The sequence below is a fragment of the Synechococcus sp. CCAP 1479/10 genome (assembly GCF_019038515.1).
Lineage (GTDB): Bacteria > Cyanobacteriota > Cyanobacteriia > PCC-6307 > Cyanobiaceae > Cyanobium.
This window is the reverse complement of the sequence record NZ_JAFKRJ010000026.1, coordinates 335,128-352,974: the sequence shown is the minus strand read 5'-3', so window position 1 is coordinate 352,974 and position 17,847 is coordinate 335,128. Positions and strand designations below refer to the sequence as shown.

The window sequence follows — 17,847 nt, the reverse complement described above, 5'->3', positions numbered from 1 at the left end:
CGCGGATTCAAGTTCAATCTAACGCCAAGACCAGAGGCGGTAGCAAGTGTGGACGCCTACACAGGCGATCGATCATCGCAAGTCAAGGCGCATCACATGGCGGCGGCTACCGGCACGTCGAACCTCTTTGAACCCAAGTTCTTCGAACATGGGCACGAAGCCCATAAAGCGATAGCTGGGCGACTCCGGATCGACCGGATAGGCCTCCAAAATGTCCGCACCCCGAAGACGGGAGTGTTGGATTGCTGCGCGAATGAGTTCCTTGCCGTAGCCCACGCCACGAAGCTCTCGTTTCAGGAACATGCATACCAGAGACCATACGTTTGCTCCATCGTCGTCGAGACCTCCCAGTGGGCGGTAGGAGTCACGGGGGGCAACGGAACACCAAGCAACGGGTTCGGTTCCTCGATATCCGAGAAGACCAACTGGATGCCCGCCCACAATGCGGTCCTTCATGGCCTCCTTCTTGGCGGCACCATTCCCGCGACTTTCACTGGGCATGGCACGCCATACCATGCACCAACAGTTTTTCGGTCCACCCCTGCTCGCAAAGAGTGTCTCGAAGTCATCCCATCGCTCCGGTGTGACTTCTTCAAAGCTGCATTCCATGGCTGGTCAGCTTGAGCGAGGGGTCAGGAGTCACTTCGCGCCATTCGGTCCCCGCCTGAAGAACAATCGAGCGAGTAGAAAGGTTCCGATGAAACAGTTCGCCACCAGCACAAGGTAGAAGAGGAGGAGGACAAGGAACCAGACAGGGTGGTCTGAGAAGTGGATCGTGCTACTGGCGGGACCAAAGTTTCTACTCGGGCTGCTGATCTGCCCCGTCGTAACGAAGCGGTAGAGGCCAAAGACAAGTCCTGCACAAGCTGCTGTGAACACGGGGACAAGAACAATCCTGCCGATCCACATCGCCCATTTCTTGTACGTAGGCATTGGGGCAGGCCTTGAGTGTTCTATCGGATTCATGGCACCTGATGATTCTACGATGTCTCGATGGTGCTGGTGCAAGCAGAGGCCAGGGGAGCTCGCGTTTCGTGGTGTTTACCTTTTTGCGGTTCTTGGCGGTGGCCCAACATCGACAGCCCTTGTGTGGCCTAACAAACAGTCAGGTCACATGGGAAGACTCACAGAGCGTTTTGAGTTTTTCAAGCGCCTTCGGCCATGCTTGGCATATGTACTCCTCCCACTCTGCGGTGACATCTTGGTCGACAACCATGCTTGTACCTTCTTTCGTGGATAAGAACGTGTAGTTCTCAAATGCAGGTGCCCAGGCTCGAATTGCTTCGCTTGTGGTGTCTTCAACCCCGTTTGCAATGAAGCCGAGGTGTCGGATTGAGATGAACTTATTGGGCCGACTCTCAGCGATCTCGGAAACCATTCCGTCGCCATTCGGTGCCAAGAATAAAATCCTTGCTCCTGATTCCCACGTGCCCTGAAAGTGCGAGCCTTCAGCGAATGCTGATGCCCGCTGCTTGTAGCTTTCAGGATTGGTTACGTGTCGCCAAACCACGCTTGCCGGTGACTTGATCGTCACGTTGAACTGGATATGCTTCGTTGATGGCATCTGACTCTCCGAGTAGCGTTTGTGTGTGTGGCCTGGCCTGTTTTTAGCTGGTTTCCATGAACGCATCCTTGCGCCCTACCCATTCCGTGAACCACAAGCCAACAACCCGTAGCGATGGCTGAATGCCCCAGGGGGCAAACCTGCTCAATCTTTTTGCAGCAGGATCGAAGCCGTGGTTCACGAATCCAAGAACCCCTCAAGTCTCCATCAACATCTTCGAGAGATTCGGCAGACCCGCCCCCTGGTGGTAGCGGTCCCGTTGCAGGTCGGTGCAGTGCTCCAGCAGGATCCGCTTCACCCGGTCGGGATAGCCGATGAATTCGGTGCGTACCGACAGGAACGCGGCCAGCAGGCCGGAGATGTGGGGCGCCGCCATGCTGGTGCCGGAAAGGGCCACGTACAGCTCATCGAGGCCCTTGCCCTTGTCGCGGCTGGGGGTGCGTTTGGGGTCGTTGCTGCTGCGGCAGGACAGGATCTTTTCTCCCGGGCCCACCACATCGGGCTTGAGGCGGCCATCGGCGGTGGGGCCCCGCGAGGAGAAGTAGGAGGTGCCGTAGCGGTGCGGCAGGGTCGGGTGCACCGAGCCCACGGCGATCGCCTCGTCCAGGTTGGCCGGATCGCCGATCGACAGATCAAACGAGCGGGTGGCGCTGAAACCGTCCACCACGATGTCGCCGCTGCCCTCGTTGCCCGCCGCCAGCACCACCAGCACCCCCTGGCGCACCAGGCGCAGCAGGGAGGCGCACAGCGGTGAATCGCCGCAGCCGAAGCTGGCCGGATCGAACGGCCCCCCCAGGCTCAGGTTCACCCCCTGGATCGCCAGGCGCCGTCCCTCCTGGTTCTGCTTCCAGATGTGGTCGATCGCCTTGATGATCCAGGCGTCATAGCCGCCGCCGTTATCGGCCAGCACCTTGTAGCTGACGATCCGGGCCCGGGGGGCCATCGCCAGCAGGTCGGGGCCGCCCTCGCCGCCCACCGACAGCAGCCCGCCGGCGATGATCCCCGCCACATGGGTGCCGTGGCCGTTGGCATCGTTGCCGCTGCCTTTCTGCACCGGCCCCCGCGCGGTGCAGTCCCATTCGGCGGCGATCGTGCCGTCCGGGGCGAAGGTCGCGTTGTGGAAGTGGGGGTGCTGCCGGTCGATGCCGGTGTCGAGCACGGCCCAGGTGATGCCCTGGCCGCAGGCGTTGTAGCCCAGTTGGGCGGTGCGGGCCTGCACCGTGTGGATCGAATCGTGCATCAACGCCCTCTTGCGGCTGTTGCTGAACATCCGGTACACCGCCGGTGAGGTGGCGCCGTACTGGCGGCTCATGGCCCCCGCCAGCGTCTCCACCTCGGCCCTGGTCAGGTTCACCGCCACGTAGCGATCCAGCTGGTCCTCCAGGAACACCGTCTCGGCGGTGATCGGACCCTGCAGCACATGCGCCTGGATCCACTCCAGCACCGACTCTCGCGCCTTCTGCAGCGAATCGCCCCCCTCCGGCCCTGCCGCGGAGCGATCCGCCAGTTCGATCAGCACCGGCACCCGGGCGGTGGCCTCAACATCCAGCGCATCGGCCAGGCTGCGGGCCACCGTCATCGGACTCACGGGCTGGAAGCGGGAGCGGTCCAGCGCCGTCATCACCGTCTCCTGGGTTGACTGGCGCGACAGGTAGCGGCTGGCGGAATGGGCCTTGCTGGGCGGCCACACCACCCCCATCACCCGTTCATCAACGATCTTCGGCTTGCCGGCGGCGCTGTATTCGTCGGCCAGGCTCTGGTCGAGGCAGACGATGTCGCCGTCCTGGGCGATGTTCACCCAGCGCTTCACACCGGCCGGAATCGGTAGTTTCTTGCCGTGCCATTTCTGCAGCACGTCGGTCACCTGGGGCAGCCCCAGCGGTGAGCCGATCGTCACGTACAGATCCACCTCCAGGGCGGCGCCCAGCTCCATCAACGCCTGGTAGGTGACCATGCTGCCCTGGCTGTGGCCGACCACCACGAAGGGCCCGCCGCCGGTGCTGATCCGGTCCTTCACCGTCTGCACCATCCGTTCCCGCTTCGTCTTGTTGAACAGGAAATCGTTCACATCTGCCATGAACGCCTTGGTGAACATCGCCGTCACCGGACTCCACAGCCCCTTCGCTTCCACCGAGAGCGTCGCGGGTCCTCCCATCGGCGCCCCCCGCTGGGCCGCCGTCTGGGCGGCCGCGTCCAGCTGCGCCGTCAGCGCGTCCACGAACGCCTGCGACGCTTCCGGCGCATCGCTGTCCTGGATCGAGGCGGCCAGCAGCCCCTCCGCCTCCGGCTGCAGCGTCGCCCGGTCGTCACCGATCGCCCGGGTGGAGAAGCCCGCCGTCTCCGGGTAGCGCTCCCGGTCGACCCAGTAGGCCATGCGGGTGCGCTCCCCCTGGTCGGCGCCGAACAGGGCCCGGTCCCACTCCGAGCGCAGCACCCCTTCAGGGGGCATGTTGGAGATCCCGTGGCAGTAGATCACCGTGCGGGCCTGTCCGCGCGTGGTCGGGGCGCTGGCGCTGCCGGCGGCGGCGGCTTTCTTCGGGGCGGTCATGGGGGCGCACAAGAAGGGGACCATCCCCCCCGCCCTAGCCAGTCCCGCCGCCGCCGGACCATGGCCCGCCGCCGGTGTCATCGTTCTTGAGGCCGCCCCCGCCCATGACCCTGCTCCTGTCCGTTCTGGCCCTGGTCCTGCTGCTGGATGTGGTGGTGCTGGTGGTGCTGCTGCCCTCGCTGCTGATCCGCCTGCTGCTGGTGCCCCTCTGTCCGGAGGTGGTCTGGTGCGGTCCGGGCCGGCAGAAGACGCTGGCCCTCACCATCGACGATGGCCCCAGCCCAGGATCGGAGGCCCTGCTGGCCCTGCTGCGGGAGCTTGAGGTGCCGGCCACCTTCTTCCTGATCGGCTCCCACCTGGAGCGCGACCCCCGTTTCCCCCGCCGGGCCCTGCAGCAGGGCCATGATCTCGGCAACCACCTCTGGTGCGACGAGTCCTCCGCCGCCGTTTCGCCGGCGGTGTTCCAGCAGCTGCTGAGCGACACCGAACGGGTGATCGCCCGGGCCGCTGCCCCCGCCAAACTGCGCTGGCGCTGGTTTCGCCCCGGGCGGGGCTGGTTTCACAGGGCCATGCTCGACGCCCTCGCGGCCCGGCGCTACCGCCTGGTGCTGGGTTCGATCTTTCCCTGGGACACTCTGCGGCCGCCCCTGTGGTTCGTTCGGCTGTTCGTGCGCCTCAACGCCCACCCCGGCGGGATCCTGGTGCTGCACGACACCCCGGACCTGAGCGGCCGCACCCTGGAGAGCCTGCGCTGCCTCATCCCCGACCTGCGCCGCCGCGGCTACCGCTTCGTGCCCCTCGACGAGCTACTCGATCCGGCCGCCTGATCCGGCGCCCGGCGGTGGGTGTGGGGCCTACGATCCGGGCCGTCCGCCCCCTGGGGAATGCGCTTCAGCAGCCTGCTCACCCGGATCGGCGCCGTGCAGGACGGCAGCCCGCGGCACCTGGGGGCGGATCCGGAGATCACGGGCGCCGAAGCGCTGGATCGCGCCGGCCCCGGCCAGCTGGCCTTCCTCGAGCCCGGCAACGCCCTGGCGGCCGCCCTCTCCGCCAGCGGTGCCGCCGCCCTGCTGCTGCCCCTCGACGAAGAAATCCAGCAGCTGGCCAGCGAGCGCGGCCTGGCATGGGTGGCCCTCAAGGATCCCCGCCTCGGCTTCGCCCAGGCCCTCGCCGCCCTGCATCCCCCCACCCCGAAGCCCCCGGGGATCCACCCCAGCGCCGTGGTTGACCCGGCCGCGACCGTGGCCGCCGATGTCCACGTGGGTGCCCACGGGGTGATCGGCGCCGGCAGCGTCGTGGCCGCCGGCTGCGTGCTCCATCCCGGCGTCGTCCTCTATGAGGACGTGCAGCTCGGCGAGGGCTGCGAGATCCACGCCAACGCCGTGCTCCATCCCGGCAGCCGTCTCGGGGCGGGGTGCGTGGTCCAGTCCCAGGCGGTGATCGGCGCCGAGGGCTTCGGCTTCGTTCCCACCGCGTCGGGGTGGGTGAAGATGCCCCAGACCGGCCGGGTGGTGCTCGAAGACGGCGTCGAGGTGGGCTGCGGCTCCACCATCGATCGACCCTCCGTCGGCGAGACCCGCATCGGTGCCGGCACCAAGATCGACAACCTCGTCCACGTCGGCCATGGGGTGGTGACGGGCAAGGGCTGTGCCCTGGCGGCCCAGGTGGGCATCGCCGGCGGCGCCGTGCTCGGCAACGGTGTGATCCTCGCCGGCCAGGTGGGTGTGGCCAACCGGGCCGTGATCGGCGACCGGGCCATCGCCTCCTCCAAGTCGGGCATCCACGGCGAGATCGCCGCCGGCGAGGTGGTCAGCGGCTACCCCGCCATCCCCAACCGGCTCTGGCTGCGCTGCTCCGCCGTCTTCAACAAGCTGCCCGAGATGGCCCGCACCCTGCGGCAGCTGCAGAAGTAGCCTCGCCTGCTGCCCGGCCCCCCTTCGCGATGACCAGCTACAGGATCACCCTGCTCGCGGGGGACGGCATCGGTCCGGAGATCACCGCGGTGGCCCGCACCTTGCTGGAGACGGTGAGCGCCCGCCACGGCTTCAGCCTGGACTTCGATCCGCAGCCCGTCGGCGGTGCCGCCATTGACGCCACCGGCGTGCCCCTGCCGGAGAGCACCCTGGCCGCCTGCCGGGCCTCCGATGCGGTGCTGCTCGCCGCCATCGGCGCCCCCCGCTTCGATGCCCTGCCCCGGGAGCAGCGCCCCGAGAGCGGCCTGCTGGCCCTGCGCTCCGGCCTGGGGCTGTTCGCCAACCTGCGGCCCGTCAAGATCATCCCGGCCCTGGCCGGCGCCAGCAGCCTGCGCCCCGAGGTGATCGAGGGGGTGGACCTTCTGGTGGTGCGCGAACTCATCGGCGGCATCTACTTCGGCACCCCCAAGGGGCGCATCGAGGTGGATGGCGGCGTGCGCGCCTTCAACACCATGGTCTACAGCGACCACGAGGTCGACCGGATCGCCCGGGTGGGCTTCCGCCTGGCGGCGGCCCGCCGCGGCCGGCTCTGCTCGGTCGACAAGGCCAACGTGCTCGATGTCAGCCAGCTGTGGCGCGACCGGGTCGAGGCGATCCACGCCGAGTTCCCGGAGGTCGAGCTGAGCCACATGTACGTCGACAACGCCGCCATGCAGCTGGTGCGCGAGCCGCGCCAGTTCGACGTGCTCCTCACCAGCAACCTCTTCGGCGACATCCTCTCGGATGAGGCCGCCATGCTCACCGGCTCGATCGGCATGCTCCCCTCGGCCTCCCTCGGCTCCGAAGGCCCGGGCCTGTTCGAGCCGGTGCACGGCTCCGCCCCCGACATCGCCGGCCAGGACAAGGCCAATCCCATTGCCATGGTGCTGTCAGCCGCCATGCTGCTGCGGGTGGGCCTGCAGCAGGAAGCCGCCGCCGCCGATCTCGAGACCGCCGTCGACCGGGTGCTGGCCGCCGGCTACCGCACCGGCGACCTGCTGATGACGGACGGCTGCACCCGCGTGGGCTGCCAGGCCATGGGCGAGCAGTTGCTGGCGGCCCTGCCCGGCTGATCGCCCCCTTCCGATGACGGCCGCGGGGGGGGCCGGACCGGCGACCTGCCAAACTCACAGCCTCTCAACCCCCCTGCGTCGATGTCGAAGCGTCACCCGGTCGTGGCTGTCACCGGTTCCTCAGGAGCGGGAACCAGCACCGTCAAACGGGCCTTCGAGCACATCTTCTCCCGCGAGGGCATCATCCCGGCGGTGGTGGAAGGCGACAGCTTCCACCGCTTCGAGCGGGGCCCGATGAAGCAGGCGATGGCCGAGGCCCAGGCCCGCGGCGAGAACTTCTCCCACTTCGGCCCCGAGGCCAACATCTTCGACAAGCTCGAGGAGCTGTTCCGCACCTACGGCGAGACCGGCGGCGGCGAGCGCCGCTACTACCTCCACTCGGTGGAGGAGGCGGCTGAGCACAACGCCCGCCTCGGCACCAGCCTGGAGCCCGGCCAGTTCACCCCCTGGGAGCCCATACCCTCCGACACCCAGCTGCTTTTCTATGAAGGCCTGCACGGCGGCGTCGAGGGAGATGGCTACGACGTGGCCTCGCTGGTGGATCTGCTGATCGGCGTGGTGCCGATCGCCAACCTGGAGTGGATCCAGAAGATCTCCCGCGACAACGCCGAGCGGGGCTATTCGGCCGAAGCGATCGTGGACACGATCCTGCGCCGCATGCCCGACTACATCAACCACATCTGCCCCCAGTTCAGCCGCACCGACATCAACTTCCAGCGGGTGCCCACGGTGGACACCTCCAACCCGTTCATCTGCCGCAACATCCCGACCCCGGATGAGAGCTTCGTCATCATCCACTTCCGCAAGGGGGCCCGTGAGAAATGGGGCATCGACTTCTCCTACCTGCTGCGCATGATCAACGGCTCCTTCATGTCCAGCCCCACCAGCATCGTGGTGAACGGCGGCAAGATGGGCTTCGCCATGGAGATCATCCTCACCCCGATCATCCACAAGATGATTGAGGAGAAGAAGCAACTGAGCTGAAGATCGATCTCTCGATCTTCCTTTCGGCCCTAAGCTCCCCCGAAAGGAATCGGTGAATCCCATCACCGCCCAGCCCCCCACCATCCACCCGTCCGGGAGCCCTTCATCCAGAGGCCCCGGATCCGGAAGCCCCTCCTTCCAGATCCGGGGCGGCGAGTCCTCGGCCTCACCGTCGGCTGGCGCCCTGCGCCTCGATCGCATCAACAGCGCCGAACTGCTGCGCTGCTCGCGCCGGGTCTACTTCCGTTTCCTCGAGGCCTGCCCCACCGCCCCCGAACCGCTGGGGGTGGTGCTGCTCGGTGCCGGCCCCCAGGGGCGGGTGGTGTTCGAGCTGCCCATCCTCCTGCCGGACGAGCAGTTCGTGCCGATGGAGCTGCTGCGCCCCCGCTCGGCCCGGGGCCGCAGCGCCCGCGGGGGATCCAGCCGACCGCTGCCATGAGTTCCGACGCCCTGCTCGCCCCCACCGCCGCCCTGCCGTTGCTGGCCCCCCTGGTGGCCCTGGTGGGTGCCTGCATCGGCAGCTTCCTCAACGTGGTGGTCTGGCGGCTGCCGCGGGAGGAGTCGCTGGTGTTCCCCGGCAGCCACTGCCCCCGCTGTGGCGCCTCCCTGGCCTGGTTCGAGAACGTGCCGCTGCTCAGCTGGCTGCTGCTGCGCGGCCGCTGCCGCCACTGCCAGGCGCCCATCGCCGTCCGCTACCCGCTGGTGGAGCTGCTCACCGCCGGCCTCTGGGTGGCGATGCTCTTCGCCCGTCCCGCGGCGATGGGCCCTGACCCGAGCCCCTGGCTGCTGCTGGCGGCCGGCTGGCTGCTGGCCAGCTGGCTGCTGCCCCTGGCCCTGATCGATCTCGACAGCCTCTGGCTGCCGGAGCCGCTCTGCCGCTGGGGCGTGCTGCTCGGCCTGGCGGCCACCGCCGGCATCGGCTTCCCGCAGGGGGCCGAAGTGGGCCGGGCGCTGCTGTTCTCCCACCTGCTGGCGGTGGCCGCCGGTCTGCTGGGCTTCGAGGCCCTCAGCGCCCTGGCCGAGAAGGCGATGGGCCGGCCGGCCCTGGGCCTGGGAGACGCCAAGCTGGCGGCCCTGATGGGCGCCTGGCTCGGACCCCTGGGCCTGGGTCTGGCCGTGAGCCTGTCGGTGCTCGGCGGTGCCCTGATCGGGGGCATCGCCCGCCTCAGCGGCCGTCTCGGCCGCCAGCAGCCCTTCCCCTTCGGCCCCTTCCTCGCCGCCGCCGCCCTGGCGGTCTGGATCGGCGGCCACGGCCCCTGGCTGCGCCTGTGGGGCCTGGGTCTTTAATGGCCGCAAGTCTCCGTTCCCCGTCGCCGCCGTCGCCCCATGTCCCTGTTCGACTGGTTCGCCGATCGCCGCAAGAACGCCCCTGCCGTTCGGGCCAGCAAGGGCCCTGAGGCCGACGAGGGGGATGGCCTCTGGAGCAAGTGCGCCGAATGCGGCCTGGTGGTCTACCGCAAGGACCTGATCGCCAACGCCAGTGTCTGCAAGGGCTGCGGCCACCACCACCGCATCGACAGCGCCGAGCGCATCCGCCTGATTGCCGATGAGGGCAGCTTCGAGCCCATCGATGCCGATCTGGCCCCCACCGACCCCCTCGCCTTCAAGGACCGCCGCAGTTACGCCGACCGGCTGCGGGACAGCCAGCGGGCCACGGGCCTGCGGGATGCGGTGGTCACCGGCCTCTGCCGCCTGGAGGGCATGCCCCTGGCCCTGGGGGTGATGGATTTCCGCTTCATGGGCGGCTCCATGGGCTCGGTGGTGGGCGAGAAGCTCACCCGCCTGGTGGAGCTGGCCACCGCCCGCCGCTATCCGCTGCTGATCGTCTGCGCCTCCGGCGGCGCCCGCATGCAGGAGGGGATGCTGAGTCTGGTGCAGATGGCCAAGGTGTCCGGTGCCCTGCAACGCCACCGCAGCGCCGAACTGCTCTACCTGCCCCTGCTCACCCATCCCACCACCGGTGGGGTCACCGCCAGCTTCGCCATGCTCGGCGACCTGATCCTGGCCGAGCCCAAGGCGATGATCGCCTTCGCCGGCCGCCGGGTGATCGAGCAGACCCTGGGCGAGAAGCTGCCCGAGGGCTTCCAGACCGCCGAGTACCTCCAGGACCACGGCTTCGTCGACACGATCGTGCCCCGGCCTGAGCTGCGCGGCACCCTGGCCACCCTGCTGCGGCTGCACGGCAGCCTGCGGCCGGCCGTGTCCTTGGTGCCATGAGCGGTGCCATGAGCGGTGTCATGAGAGGTGGCCGCGCCCCGTTCGCCGCCGCTCTGCTGGTGGTGCTGCTGGTGCTGGGCTGCTGGCTGGCGGCTCCCGCCGCCGCCATGGCCGGCCCGGTCGACTGGCAGGAGGTGGAGGCCGGCCCTGAGGGCCGCCAGTGGTGGGACTCCGGCAGCCTCCGCTTCGATCGCGAGGGCCGTCTCTCGGTGCTGAGCCGCTTCCAGCCCGCCGCCGCCGCCGATGCGGCCGATGACGCCCGTCCCCCCGTGGGCCAGCTGTACGTGATGCAGCTCGACTGCGACGAGGAGCTCTATCGCGACACCGCCGTCAACGGCCTGCCCAGCTGGGGAGCCACCTGGCAGGCCGCCGCCGGCGACAACCTCACGATCCGGGTGCTGCATGCCGCCTGCGACGCCGCCCGCCGGAACCAGGAGAGCGATGCGACGGCCTGAGGCGCCCCTGCGGGTCGCCGTCGCCGGTCTCGGCTTCGGCGAGAAGGTGATCCTGCCGGCCCTGCGGGACGCCCCGGCCACCGAGCCGGTGGCGCTCTGGCACCCCCGGCCGGAGCGGGCCGCCGCCGCGGGCCAGGCGGCGGAGCTGCCCGCCTTCGACGACTTCGCCGCCCTCCTGGCCGATCCCGCCGTCGAGGCGGTGGTGATCGCCACGCCGCCGGAGCCCCGTTTCTCCCTGGCCCGCGCCGCCCTGGAGGCGGGCAAGCACCTGTTCCTGGAGAAGCCGGTGGCCCTCAACGCCGGCCAGGTGGAGGAGCTGCAGCGCCTCGCCATGGCGCGGGGCCTGGTGGTGGCGGTCGACTTTGAATACCGGGCCGTGCCCCATGTGCAGCAACTGGCCGCCCTGCTCGAGGCGGGGGTGCTGGGGGATCCCTGGATGGTCAAGTTCGACTGGCTGATGTCCAGCCGCGCCGATCCGAGCCGCCCCTGGAGCTGGTACTCCCAGGCGGCCGCCGGGGGCGGTGTGCTCGGCGCCCTCGGCACCCACGCCTTCGACACCCTCCACTGGCTGATCGGCCCCAGCCGCGGTCTCACCGCCCGGCTCAGCACCGCCATCGCCGAGCGCCCCATCCCGGGCTCCGGCGCCATGGGGGTGGTGGATGCCGAGGACAGCGCCCTGATCCAGCTCGACCTCGAGGACCGGCGCGGCCGCCCCGTGCCCGCCCAGCTCGCCCTCTCCTCGGTGGCACGGGCGGGACGGGGCTACTGGATCGAGCTCTACGGCAGCGAGGCCACCCTGGTGCTGGGCTCCAGCAACCAGGCCGACTACGTCCACGGCATGCAGCTGTGGATGGCCCGCCCCGGTGAGGCCCTGCGGCCCGTGGCGGCCGATCCGGCGCTGGCCTACGGCCGCACCTGGGAGGACGGCCGGATCGCGCCGGTGCGGCGGCTGCTGGGCTGGTGGTCCCAGGCGGTGCGGGAGCGGCGACCGATGCTGCCGGGCCTGTCGGAGGCGGTGGCCAGCCAGCGGTGCTGCGACTGGGCCCGCCAGGGAGCAGGAACCCTGGAGGGCATCCCCTAGACTCCCCGGCAGACCCGGCGGGACGACCCCGCCAGCCGTCCTTCGACCACGGTTCTCCGCAACCGTACCCACCCAAAAACCGCGAGATTTCCCATGGCGCTCGTACCGCTTCGCCTGCTGCTGGATCACGCCGCAGAAAACGGCTACGGCATTCCTGCCTTCAACGTCAACAACCTGGAGCAGGTGCAGTCGATCATGGAGGCTGCCTACGAGACCGACAGCCCGGTGATCCTGCAGGCCTCCCGCGGCGCCCGTCAGTACGCCGGCGAAAGCTTCCTGCGCCACCTGATCCTGGCCGCGGTCGAGACCTATCCCGACATCCCGGTGGTGATGCACCAGGACCACGGCAACAGCCCCGCCACCTGCTACGGCGCCGCCGCCAACGGCTTCACCTCCGTGATGATGGACGGCTCCCTCGAGGCCGACGCCAAGACCCCCGCCAGCTACGACTACAACGTGGCCGTCACCAAGGAAGTGGTGGATGTGGCCCACGCCATCGGCGTGAGCGTGGAAGGCGAACTGGGTTGCCTGGGTTCCCTGGAGACCGGCAAGGGTGAGGCCGAGGACGGCCATGGTTTCGAGGGCTCCCTCGACCACTCCCAGCTGCTCACCGACCCCGCCGAGGCCGCTGACTTCGTCGCCAAGACCAAGGTCGACGCCCTGGCCATCGCCATCGGCACCAGCCACGGCGCCTACAAGTTCACCCGCAAGCCCACGGGCGAAGTGCTGGCCATCTCCCGGATCGCCGAGATCCACAAGGCCATCCCCAACACCCACCTGGTGATGCACGGCTCCAGCTCCGTTCCCCAGGAATGGCTGGACATGATCAACAAGTACGGCGGCGCCATCCCCGAGACCTACGGCGTCCCCGTCGAGGAGATCCAGGAAGGCATCCGCAACGGCGTGCGCAAGATCAACATCGACACCGACAACCGCCTCGCCTTCACCGCCGCCGTCCGGGAAGCCGCCGCCAAGGATCCCGCCAACTTCGACCCCCGCCACTTCAACAAGCCCGCCCGGGCCTACATGAAGAAGGTCTGCCTGGATCGTTACCAGCAGTTCTGGTGTGCCGGCAACGCCAGCAAGATCAAGCAGCGCGACATCAACTACTACGCCACCCTCTACGCCAAGGGTGCCCTCGATCCCAAGACCGCTGTCGCCGCCTGATCGGCGTCTCACCAGCGATCCAGCATCGATCCATCGGGGGCCTGCGGGCCCCCTTTTTCATGGCTGTTCAGGGCCTTCAGGGCAGCGGCAGGGGCAGCGGCGTGCCGTCGGGGAGCGGCGGTTTGGCGGTCGCCGCCTCCTCCTTGGCGGTGGGGGCCGCGTCCACCAGCCGCTCCAGGGCGCGGCGCAGGCTGCGCTCCATCACGAAGCGGCGACCGTCGGTGACCACCACCCGCACCAGGGTGGGCAGGTCGTTGCTCTTCGACTGCAGGTAGATCGGCTCCACGTACAGCAGGCCCTCGCCCACCGGCAGCACCAGCAGGTTGCCGCGGAACAGCCGCGAGCCGAGCCGGTTCCAGAGGCCGAACTGGAAGCTGATCGTCGGGTCCTGGTCGATCAGGGCCGTGATCTGCTGGGGGCCGAGCAGCAGCCGCTGCTGGGGGAAGCGCACCAGCATCAGTTCCCCGTAGTGGGGTGGATCGTTGCGGGCCGCCAGCCAGCCCACCAGGTTGGAGCGCTTCAGCGGCGTGAAGGGCAGCAGCAGCACGAACTCCGAGCGCTGCTCGCCGGGCAGCTGCAGGGTGAGGTGGTACGGCGACACCGGCACGGTGCTTTCGCCGTAGATCTCGTTGGGCACCGCCCAGACGTCGTCGCCGTTGTAGAAGGTGCGCACGTCGGTGACGTGGTAGCGGAGCAGCCGCTCCGCCTGGATGTCGAACTGGCTCTTGGGCACCCGGATGTGGGCGAGCAGGGCCCGGGGCATGGCCGAGAGCGGCCGGAACAGTTCCGGGAAGGCACGCACCCAGGTGCGCAGCACCGGATCCCTGGCGTCATTCACGTAGAACCAGAGCCGGCCGTCGTGGGCATCCACCACCGCCTTCACCGGGTTGCGGAAGTAGCGCAGGCCCTGGGGATTGGGATCGCTGTAGGGGTAGGAGCGGCTGGTGGTGAAGCCGTCCAGCAGCCAGTACTGGTACTGCTCCGGTCGGTAGCCCTCACTGCCGGCCACCCGGGCGGTGACCAGGTAAGGCTGGCTTTCGAAGCGCAGGAACGGCGCCAGGGCCGTCAGGCGCTGGTTCACCTGGCGCCGCAGCAGCAGCAGGGAGCGGTCGGTGAAGGAGCCGGTGAACAGCAGCCGCGGTTCCCGCAGGTAGATCGCCGCCCCCAGCCGGTTGAGGGGAGGGGCGAGGGAGATCCCCCGGGTGCCGGTGTAGTGGGTGTAGACGTTCAGTTCCCCCTCGGGATAGGAGAACTCCTTCACCTTGGTGGGGGCGATGGCGTAGGGGGACGGCCCGGAGGCGAAGTAGAGGCTCGGGCTGCCCACCGGCAGCGCCGCCCGGGCTTCCTTGTCGGTGATGCCCAGTTCGGGGATCCCCTGCACCCGGCCGCTGCTGCCCAGGTCCTTGACGAAGAACAGGGGCAGGCCGTCGGAGCCGAAGGCATTCACCGGCGAGACGGTGAAGCCGTGGCCGTTGGTGAACACCAGATGGCGGTTCAGCCAGGTGCGCGAGCCGGGTGGCAGGGCGCTGCTGTCCAGCTCCCGGGCCGAGATCAGCACCTGCTGGGAGCCGTCGCGGGCCGACTTGCCCTGCAGCGGATAGCGATCCACCGCCGCCGACGGGAAGGTGTAGTACAGCCGCAGCTGCTGCAGCTCGCGGTTGGCGGCCAGCAGGGGCTGGCTGTCCCAGAGGCGGATGTTGTCGAGGGTGCCGGGGGCCCTGGCCAGATCCGCCTTCGTCAGGCCCTGGTTGGGTTCCAGCCGGATGGTTCGCACATTCTCGAGGCCGAAGGCGCGGCGGGTGGCCCGGATGCTGCGCTCCAGATAGGGGGCCTCCACCGCCAGCTCCCGCGGCTGCACCCAGAAGCGCTGGGCCAGGGGCGTGATCACCCATTCACTGATCGGCACCAGCACGGCCGAGCCCGCCAGGGGCAGCAGGGCGCCACGGCGCACCCAGCCCCGGGGCAGGGGCACCAGCAGGGCGCAGGCCGTGAGCAGCAGCAGCAGCGCGAACAGCAGCCGCAGGGGCAGGCGCACGTGCAGATCCACGTAGCCCGCCCCCGAGGCCACGCCGCTGCCCTGCACCATCAGATCGAAGGGAGCCAGGGCATTGCTGAGGGCCATGACGACGGCCAGGGCCGCCACCTGGGGCTGCAGCACCCGCTGCTGGGCCTTGCTGAGCCCGTCGAAACGCAGATCGCTCAGGCTGCGGCCCTTGCCGATGGTCAGCAGCAGGCAGGCCGCCAGCCCCACCAGCCCCTGGGCCAGCAGCACGCTCAGCAGCAGCCGCAGGGCCGGCAGGCGCAGCACCGTGAACGACAGGTCCAGACCGGTGAGGGGATCCCCTTCGCCGAAGGGGGTGGCCAGCAGGGCCGGCAGCCACAGGCTCCAGCCCCGGGCCACCGCCGTGGCCGAGCCCGCCAGGGCGGCCGCCAGGGTGATCCGCAGGGTGGTGAGGGGCCAGAGCAGCAGCGGCAGCAGCAGGCCCCCCGCCAGGCCCGCCACCAGCAGGGGCGGCAGATCACGCAGCACCGAGAAGCCGGTGATCACGTCGCCGTTGAAGGGGTTGGCGATCAGTCCCCGGGCCTGCACCAGCAGGTAGCTGAGGCCGCCGGCCAGCAGCAGCACCAGGCCGATCAGCACCGCCACCAGGGCGCCGTTGCCCAGCCGCAGCAGGGGCGCCCCCGGCCGGGGCGCCTCGGGCCCCTGCTCCCTGAGCCGCCAGCAGCGCTGCAGCTGGGCCAGCTGCAGGGCCGAACCGAGGCCGAAGACCGCCGCGAAGGCGGCGATCTGCAGCATCCAGCGGCGCAGCAGGATCTGCTGGAAGTCGAACTGGCTGAACCAGAGCCATTCGATGGCCAGCCGGGCCCCCGCCCAGAGGGCCAGCAGCAGAGCGAAGGCGATGGCCAGGCCGATGGCGAGGTGGGGCCTCCGGCGGGACGGCAGAGGGGTGGGAACGGGCACAAACGGAGCGTAGGCAGAACCCTGCGGGCGACAAGTGCCGGCCTCGATGACATACCCGATGCCGAAGGTCGGCTTTGCCGCCAGGGACCGGACACCACTGTTAGCGTGTCCCCCAGTGACCGGGATTCCCTTGACCGCCACCCTTTCCCGCTCCACCTTCACGGGCCTGCGCTGCAAGGAATGCGGTCATCCCTACGAGGCCGGCGCCCGCCACGTCTGTGAGGACGTCTGCTTCGGCCCCCTTGAGGTGGTCTACGACTACGACGCCATCCGCAGCCGCGTCAGCCGCGCCACCATTGAGGCCGGCCCCACCTCGATCTGGCGCTACCGGGAATTCCTGCCCGTCGAGGGTGACCCCATCGACGTGGGCACCGGCTTCACCCCCCTGCTCAAGGCGGACCGCCTCGCCCGCCGTCTCGGCCTCTCCTCCCTCTACATCAAGAACGACGGCGTCAACATGCCGACGCTGTCCTTCAAGGACCGCGTTGTCTCGGTGGCCCTCACCCGGGCCCGGGAACTGGGCTTCACCACCGTCAGCTGTGCCTCCACCGGCAACCTGGCCAACTCCACCGCCGCCATCGCCGCCCACGCCGGCCTGGAGTGCTGCGTGTTCATCCCCAGTGATCTGGAGCTGGGCAAGGTGCTGGGCACCCTCGTCTACAACCCCACCCTGATGGCGGTGAAGGGCAACTACGACCAGGTCAACCGGCTCTGCTCCGAGGTGGCCAACACCTACGGCTGGGGCTTCGTCAACATCAACCTGCGCCCCTATTACTCGGAAGGCTCCAAGACCCTCGGCTACGAGGTGATCGAGCAGCTCGGCTGGCAGCTTCCCGACCACATCGTGGCTCCCCTGGCCTCCGGCTCCCTGTTCACCAAGATCCGCAAGGGCTTCGACGAATTCATCAAGGTGGGGCTCGTCGACGAGAAGCCGGTGCGCTTCAGCGGTGCCCAGGCGGAGGGCTGCTCCCCCATCGCCCAGGCCTTCGCCGCCGGCCGTGACTTCATCACCCCGGTGAAGCCGAACACGATCGCCAAGTCGATCGCCATCGGCAACCCGGCCGATGGCCCCTACGCCATCGACATCGCCAACCGCACCGGCGGCACGATCGCGGCGGTCACCGATGAGGAGATCATCGACGGCATCAAGCTGCTGGCCGAGATGGAGGGGGTGTTCACCGAAACCGCCGGGGGCACCACCATCGCCGTGCTCAAGAAGCTGGTGGAGCAGGGCAAGATCGACCCCTCGGAAACCACCGTCGCCTACATCACCGGCAACGGCCTCAAGACCACCGAAGCGATCGCCTCCTCCATCGGCGCCCCTTACACGATCGAGCCCCAGCTGGCCAGCTTCCACGAAGCCTGGGAGCGCTCCCAGGCTTCCCACGGCGGTGCCGCCCCCCGGGCCTGATCACCGCCCGATCGCGCCGCCCCGTTTCTCTCTCCCTGCCCCACCGACCCATTCCATGGCCATCCAGGTTCTGATCCCCACCCCCCTGCAGAAGTTCACCAACGACGAGGCCAGCGTCAGCCTGGAGGCCACCAGCATCGACGGCCTGCTGCAGGCCCTCGAAGGCCGCTACCCCGGCATCCAGGCGCGCCTCTGCGACGAGAGCGGCAAGCTGCGCCGCTTCCTCAACCTCTACGTGAACAGCGAGGACATCCGCTTTCTCGACAACCAGGCCACCGTCCTCAGCGACGGTGACGAGGTGAGCATCGTGCCGGCCGTCGCCGGCGGCTGAACGCACCCCCTGCCGGGAGAGCGCCCCCCTGCCGGGAGAGCGCCCCCCTGCCGGGAGAGCGCCCCCCTGCCGGGGGAGCGCCGACGATGGGAAGAAATCCAT

16 protein-coding genes are annotated in these 17,847 nt (G+C 69.0%); 12 read left to right on the top strand and 4 right to left on the bottom strand.

What is annotated here, in order from left to right:
• Window positions 1–72: 72 nt before the first annotated feature.
• The 3 genes from KUG39_RS09960 to KUG39_RS09950 all read right to left on the bottom strand — a co-directional run bounded on the left by KUG39_RS09960 (window position 73) and on the right by KUG39_RS09950 (window position 4,112).
• Window positions 73–456 carry a GNAT family N-acetyltransferase gene (locus tag KUG39_RS09960; protein WP_198960134.1) on the bottom strand — a complete coding sequence of 128 codons (384 nt, stop codon included), beginning with the start codon at window positions 454–456 and terminating at the stop codon, window positions 73–75.
• 649 nt (window positions 457–1,105) lie between these two features.
• Window positions 1,106–1,564 carry an SRPBCC family protein gene (locus tag KUG39_RS09955; protein WP_216914829.1) on the bottom strand — a complete coding sequence of 153 codons (459 nt, stop codon included), beginning with the start codon at window positions 1,562–1,564 and terminating at the stop codon, window positions 1,106–1,108.
• Between the two features lie 196 nt (window positions 1,565–1,760).
• Complete coding sequence (locus KUG39_RS09950; RefSeq protein WP_216914827.1) at window positions 1,761–4,112, bottom strand: S8 family peptidase; 2,352 nt, start codon at window positions 4,110–4,112, stop codon at window positions 1,761–1,763.
• Window positions 4,113–4,216: 104 nt separating this feature from the next.
• Here KUG39_RS09950 and KUG39_RS09945 point away from each other — a divergent pair, with 104 nt between their 5' ends.
• The 10 genes from KUG39_RS09945 (at window position 4,217) to fba (ending at window position 13,041) form a co-directional block, all read left to right on the top strand.
• The gene (locus KUG39_RS09945; RefSeq protein ID WP_216914825.1) at window positions 4,217–4,939 is read left to right on the top strand and encodes a polysaccharide deacetylase family protein; all 723 of its coding nucleotides are present in this window, start codon (window positions 4,217–4,219) and stop codon (window positions 4,937–4,939) included.
• Window positions 4,940–4,996: 57 nt separating this feature from the next.
• Window positions 4,997–6,025, top strand: a complete 1,029-nt coding sequence (gene lpxD, locus KUG39_RS09940) for a UDP-3-O-(3-hydroxymyristoyl)glucosamine N-acyltransferase (RefSeq protein WP_216914823.1) — start codon at window positions 4,997–4,999, stop codon at window positions 6,023–6,025.
• A gap of 29 nt (window positions 6,026–6,054) precedes the next feature.
• Window positions 6,055–7,137, top strand: a complete 1,083-nt coding sequence (gene leuB / locus KUG39_RS09935) for a 3-isopropylmalate dehydrogenase (RefSeq protein ID WP_216914821.1) — start codon at window positions 6,055–6,057, stop codon at window positions 7,135–7,137.
• Window positions 7,138–7,218: 81 nt separating this feature from the next.
• Window positions 7,219–8,121, top strand: a complete 903-nt coding sequence (locus KUG39_RS09930; RefSeq protein ID WP_094586194.1) for a phosphoribulokinase — start codon at window positions 7,219–7,221, stop codon at window positions 8,119–8,121.
• A 52-nt stretch (window positions 8,122–8,173) separates the two neighbouring features.
• On the top strand, window positions 8,174–8,560 hold the full coding sequence (locus tag KUG39_RS17315; protein ID WP_233133996.1) for a hypothetical protein: 387 nt from the start codon (window positions 8,174–8,176) through the stop codon (window positions 8,558–8,560).
• On the top strand, window positions 8,557–9,408 hold the full coding sequence (locus KUG39_RS09920; protein ID WP_216914819.1) for a prepilin peptidase: 852 nt from the start codon (window positions 8,557–8,559) through the stop codon (window positions 9,406–9,408). Before KUG39_RS17315 ends, KUG39_RS09920 begins: the two co-directional genes overlap by 4 nt.
• Before the next feature lie 39 nt (window positions 9,409–9,447).
• Entirely contained in the window at window positions 9,448–10,338 is an 891-nt protein-coding gene (accD, locus tag KUG39_RS09915) for an acetyl-CoA carboxylase, carboxyltransferase subunit beta (RefSeq protein WP_094586192.1), read from the top strand.
• Complete coding sequence (locus KUG39_RS09910; protein WP_286193090.1) at window positions 10,335–10,793, top strand: hypothetical protein; 459 nt, start codon at window positions 10,335–10,337, stop codon at window positions 10,791–10,793. The genes accD and KUG39_RS09910 overlap by 4 nt, the downstream gene beginning before the upstream one ends.
• Complete coding sequence (locus KUG39_RS09905; RefSeq protein WP_216914817.1) at window positions 10,780–11,874, top strand: Gfo/Idh/MocA family protein; 1,095 nt, start codon at window positions 10,780–10,782, stop codon at window positions 11,872–11,874. Before KUG39_RS09910 ends, KUG39_RS09905 begins: the two co-directional genes overlap by 14 nt.
• 93 nt (window positions 11,875–11,967) lie before the next feature.
• Entirely contained in the window at window positions 11,968–13,041 is a 1,074-nt protein-coding gene (gene fba / locus KUG39_RS09900) for a class II fructose-bisphosphate aldolase (protein ID WP_094586189.1), read from the top strand.
• Between the two features lie 76 nt (window positions 13,042–13,117).
• Here fba and KUG39_RS09895 read toward each other — a convergent pair whose 3' ends face one another.
• Window positions 13,118–16,003 carry a UPF0182 family protein gene (locus KUG39_RS09895; protein ID WP_216914815.1) on the bottom strand — a complete coding sequence of 962 codons (2,886 nt, stop codon included), beginning with the start codon at window positions 16,001–16,003 and terminating at the stop codon, window positions 13,118–13,120.
• A gap of 130 nt (window positions 16,004–16,133) precedes the next feature.
• Here KUG39_RS09895 and thrC point away from each other — a divergent pair, with 130 nt between their 5' ends.
• Window positions 16,134–17,414, top strand: a complete 1,281-nt coding sequence (thrC, locus tag KUG39_RS09890; protein WP_094586187.1) for a threonine synthase — start codon at window positions 16,134–16,136, stop codon at window positions 17,412–17,414.
• 55 nt (window positions 17,415–17,469) lie between these two features.
• Window positions 17,470–17,745: a MoaD/ThiS family protein gene (locus KUG39_RS09885; RefSeq protein WP_094586186.1), complete on the top strand. Its 276-nt coding sequence runs from the start codon at window positions 17,470–17,472 to the stop codon at window positions 17,743–17,745.
• Window positions 17,746–17,847: the final 102 nt, after the last annotated feature.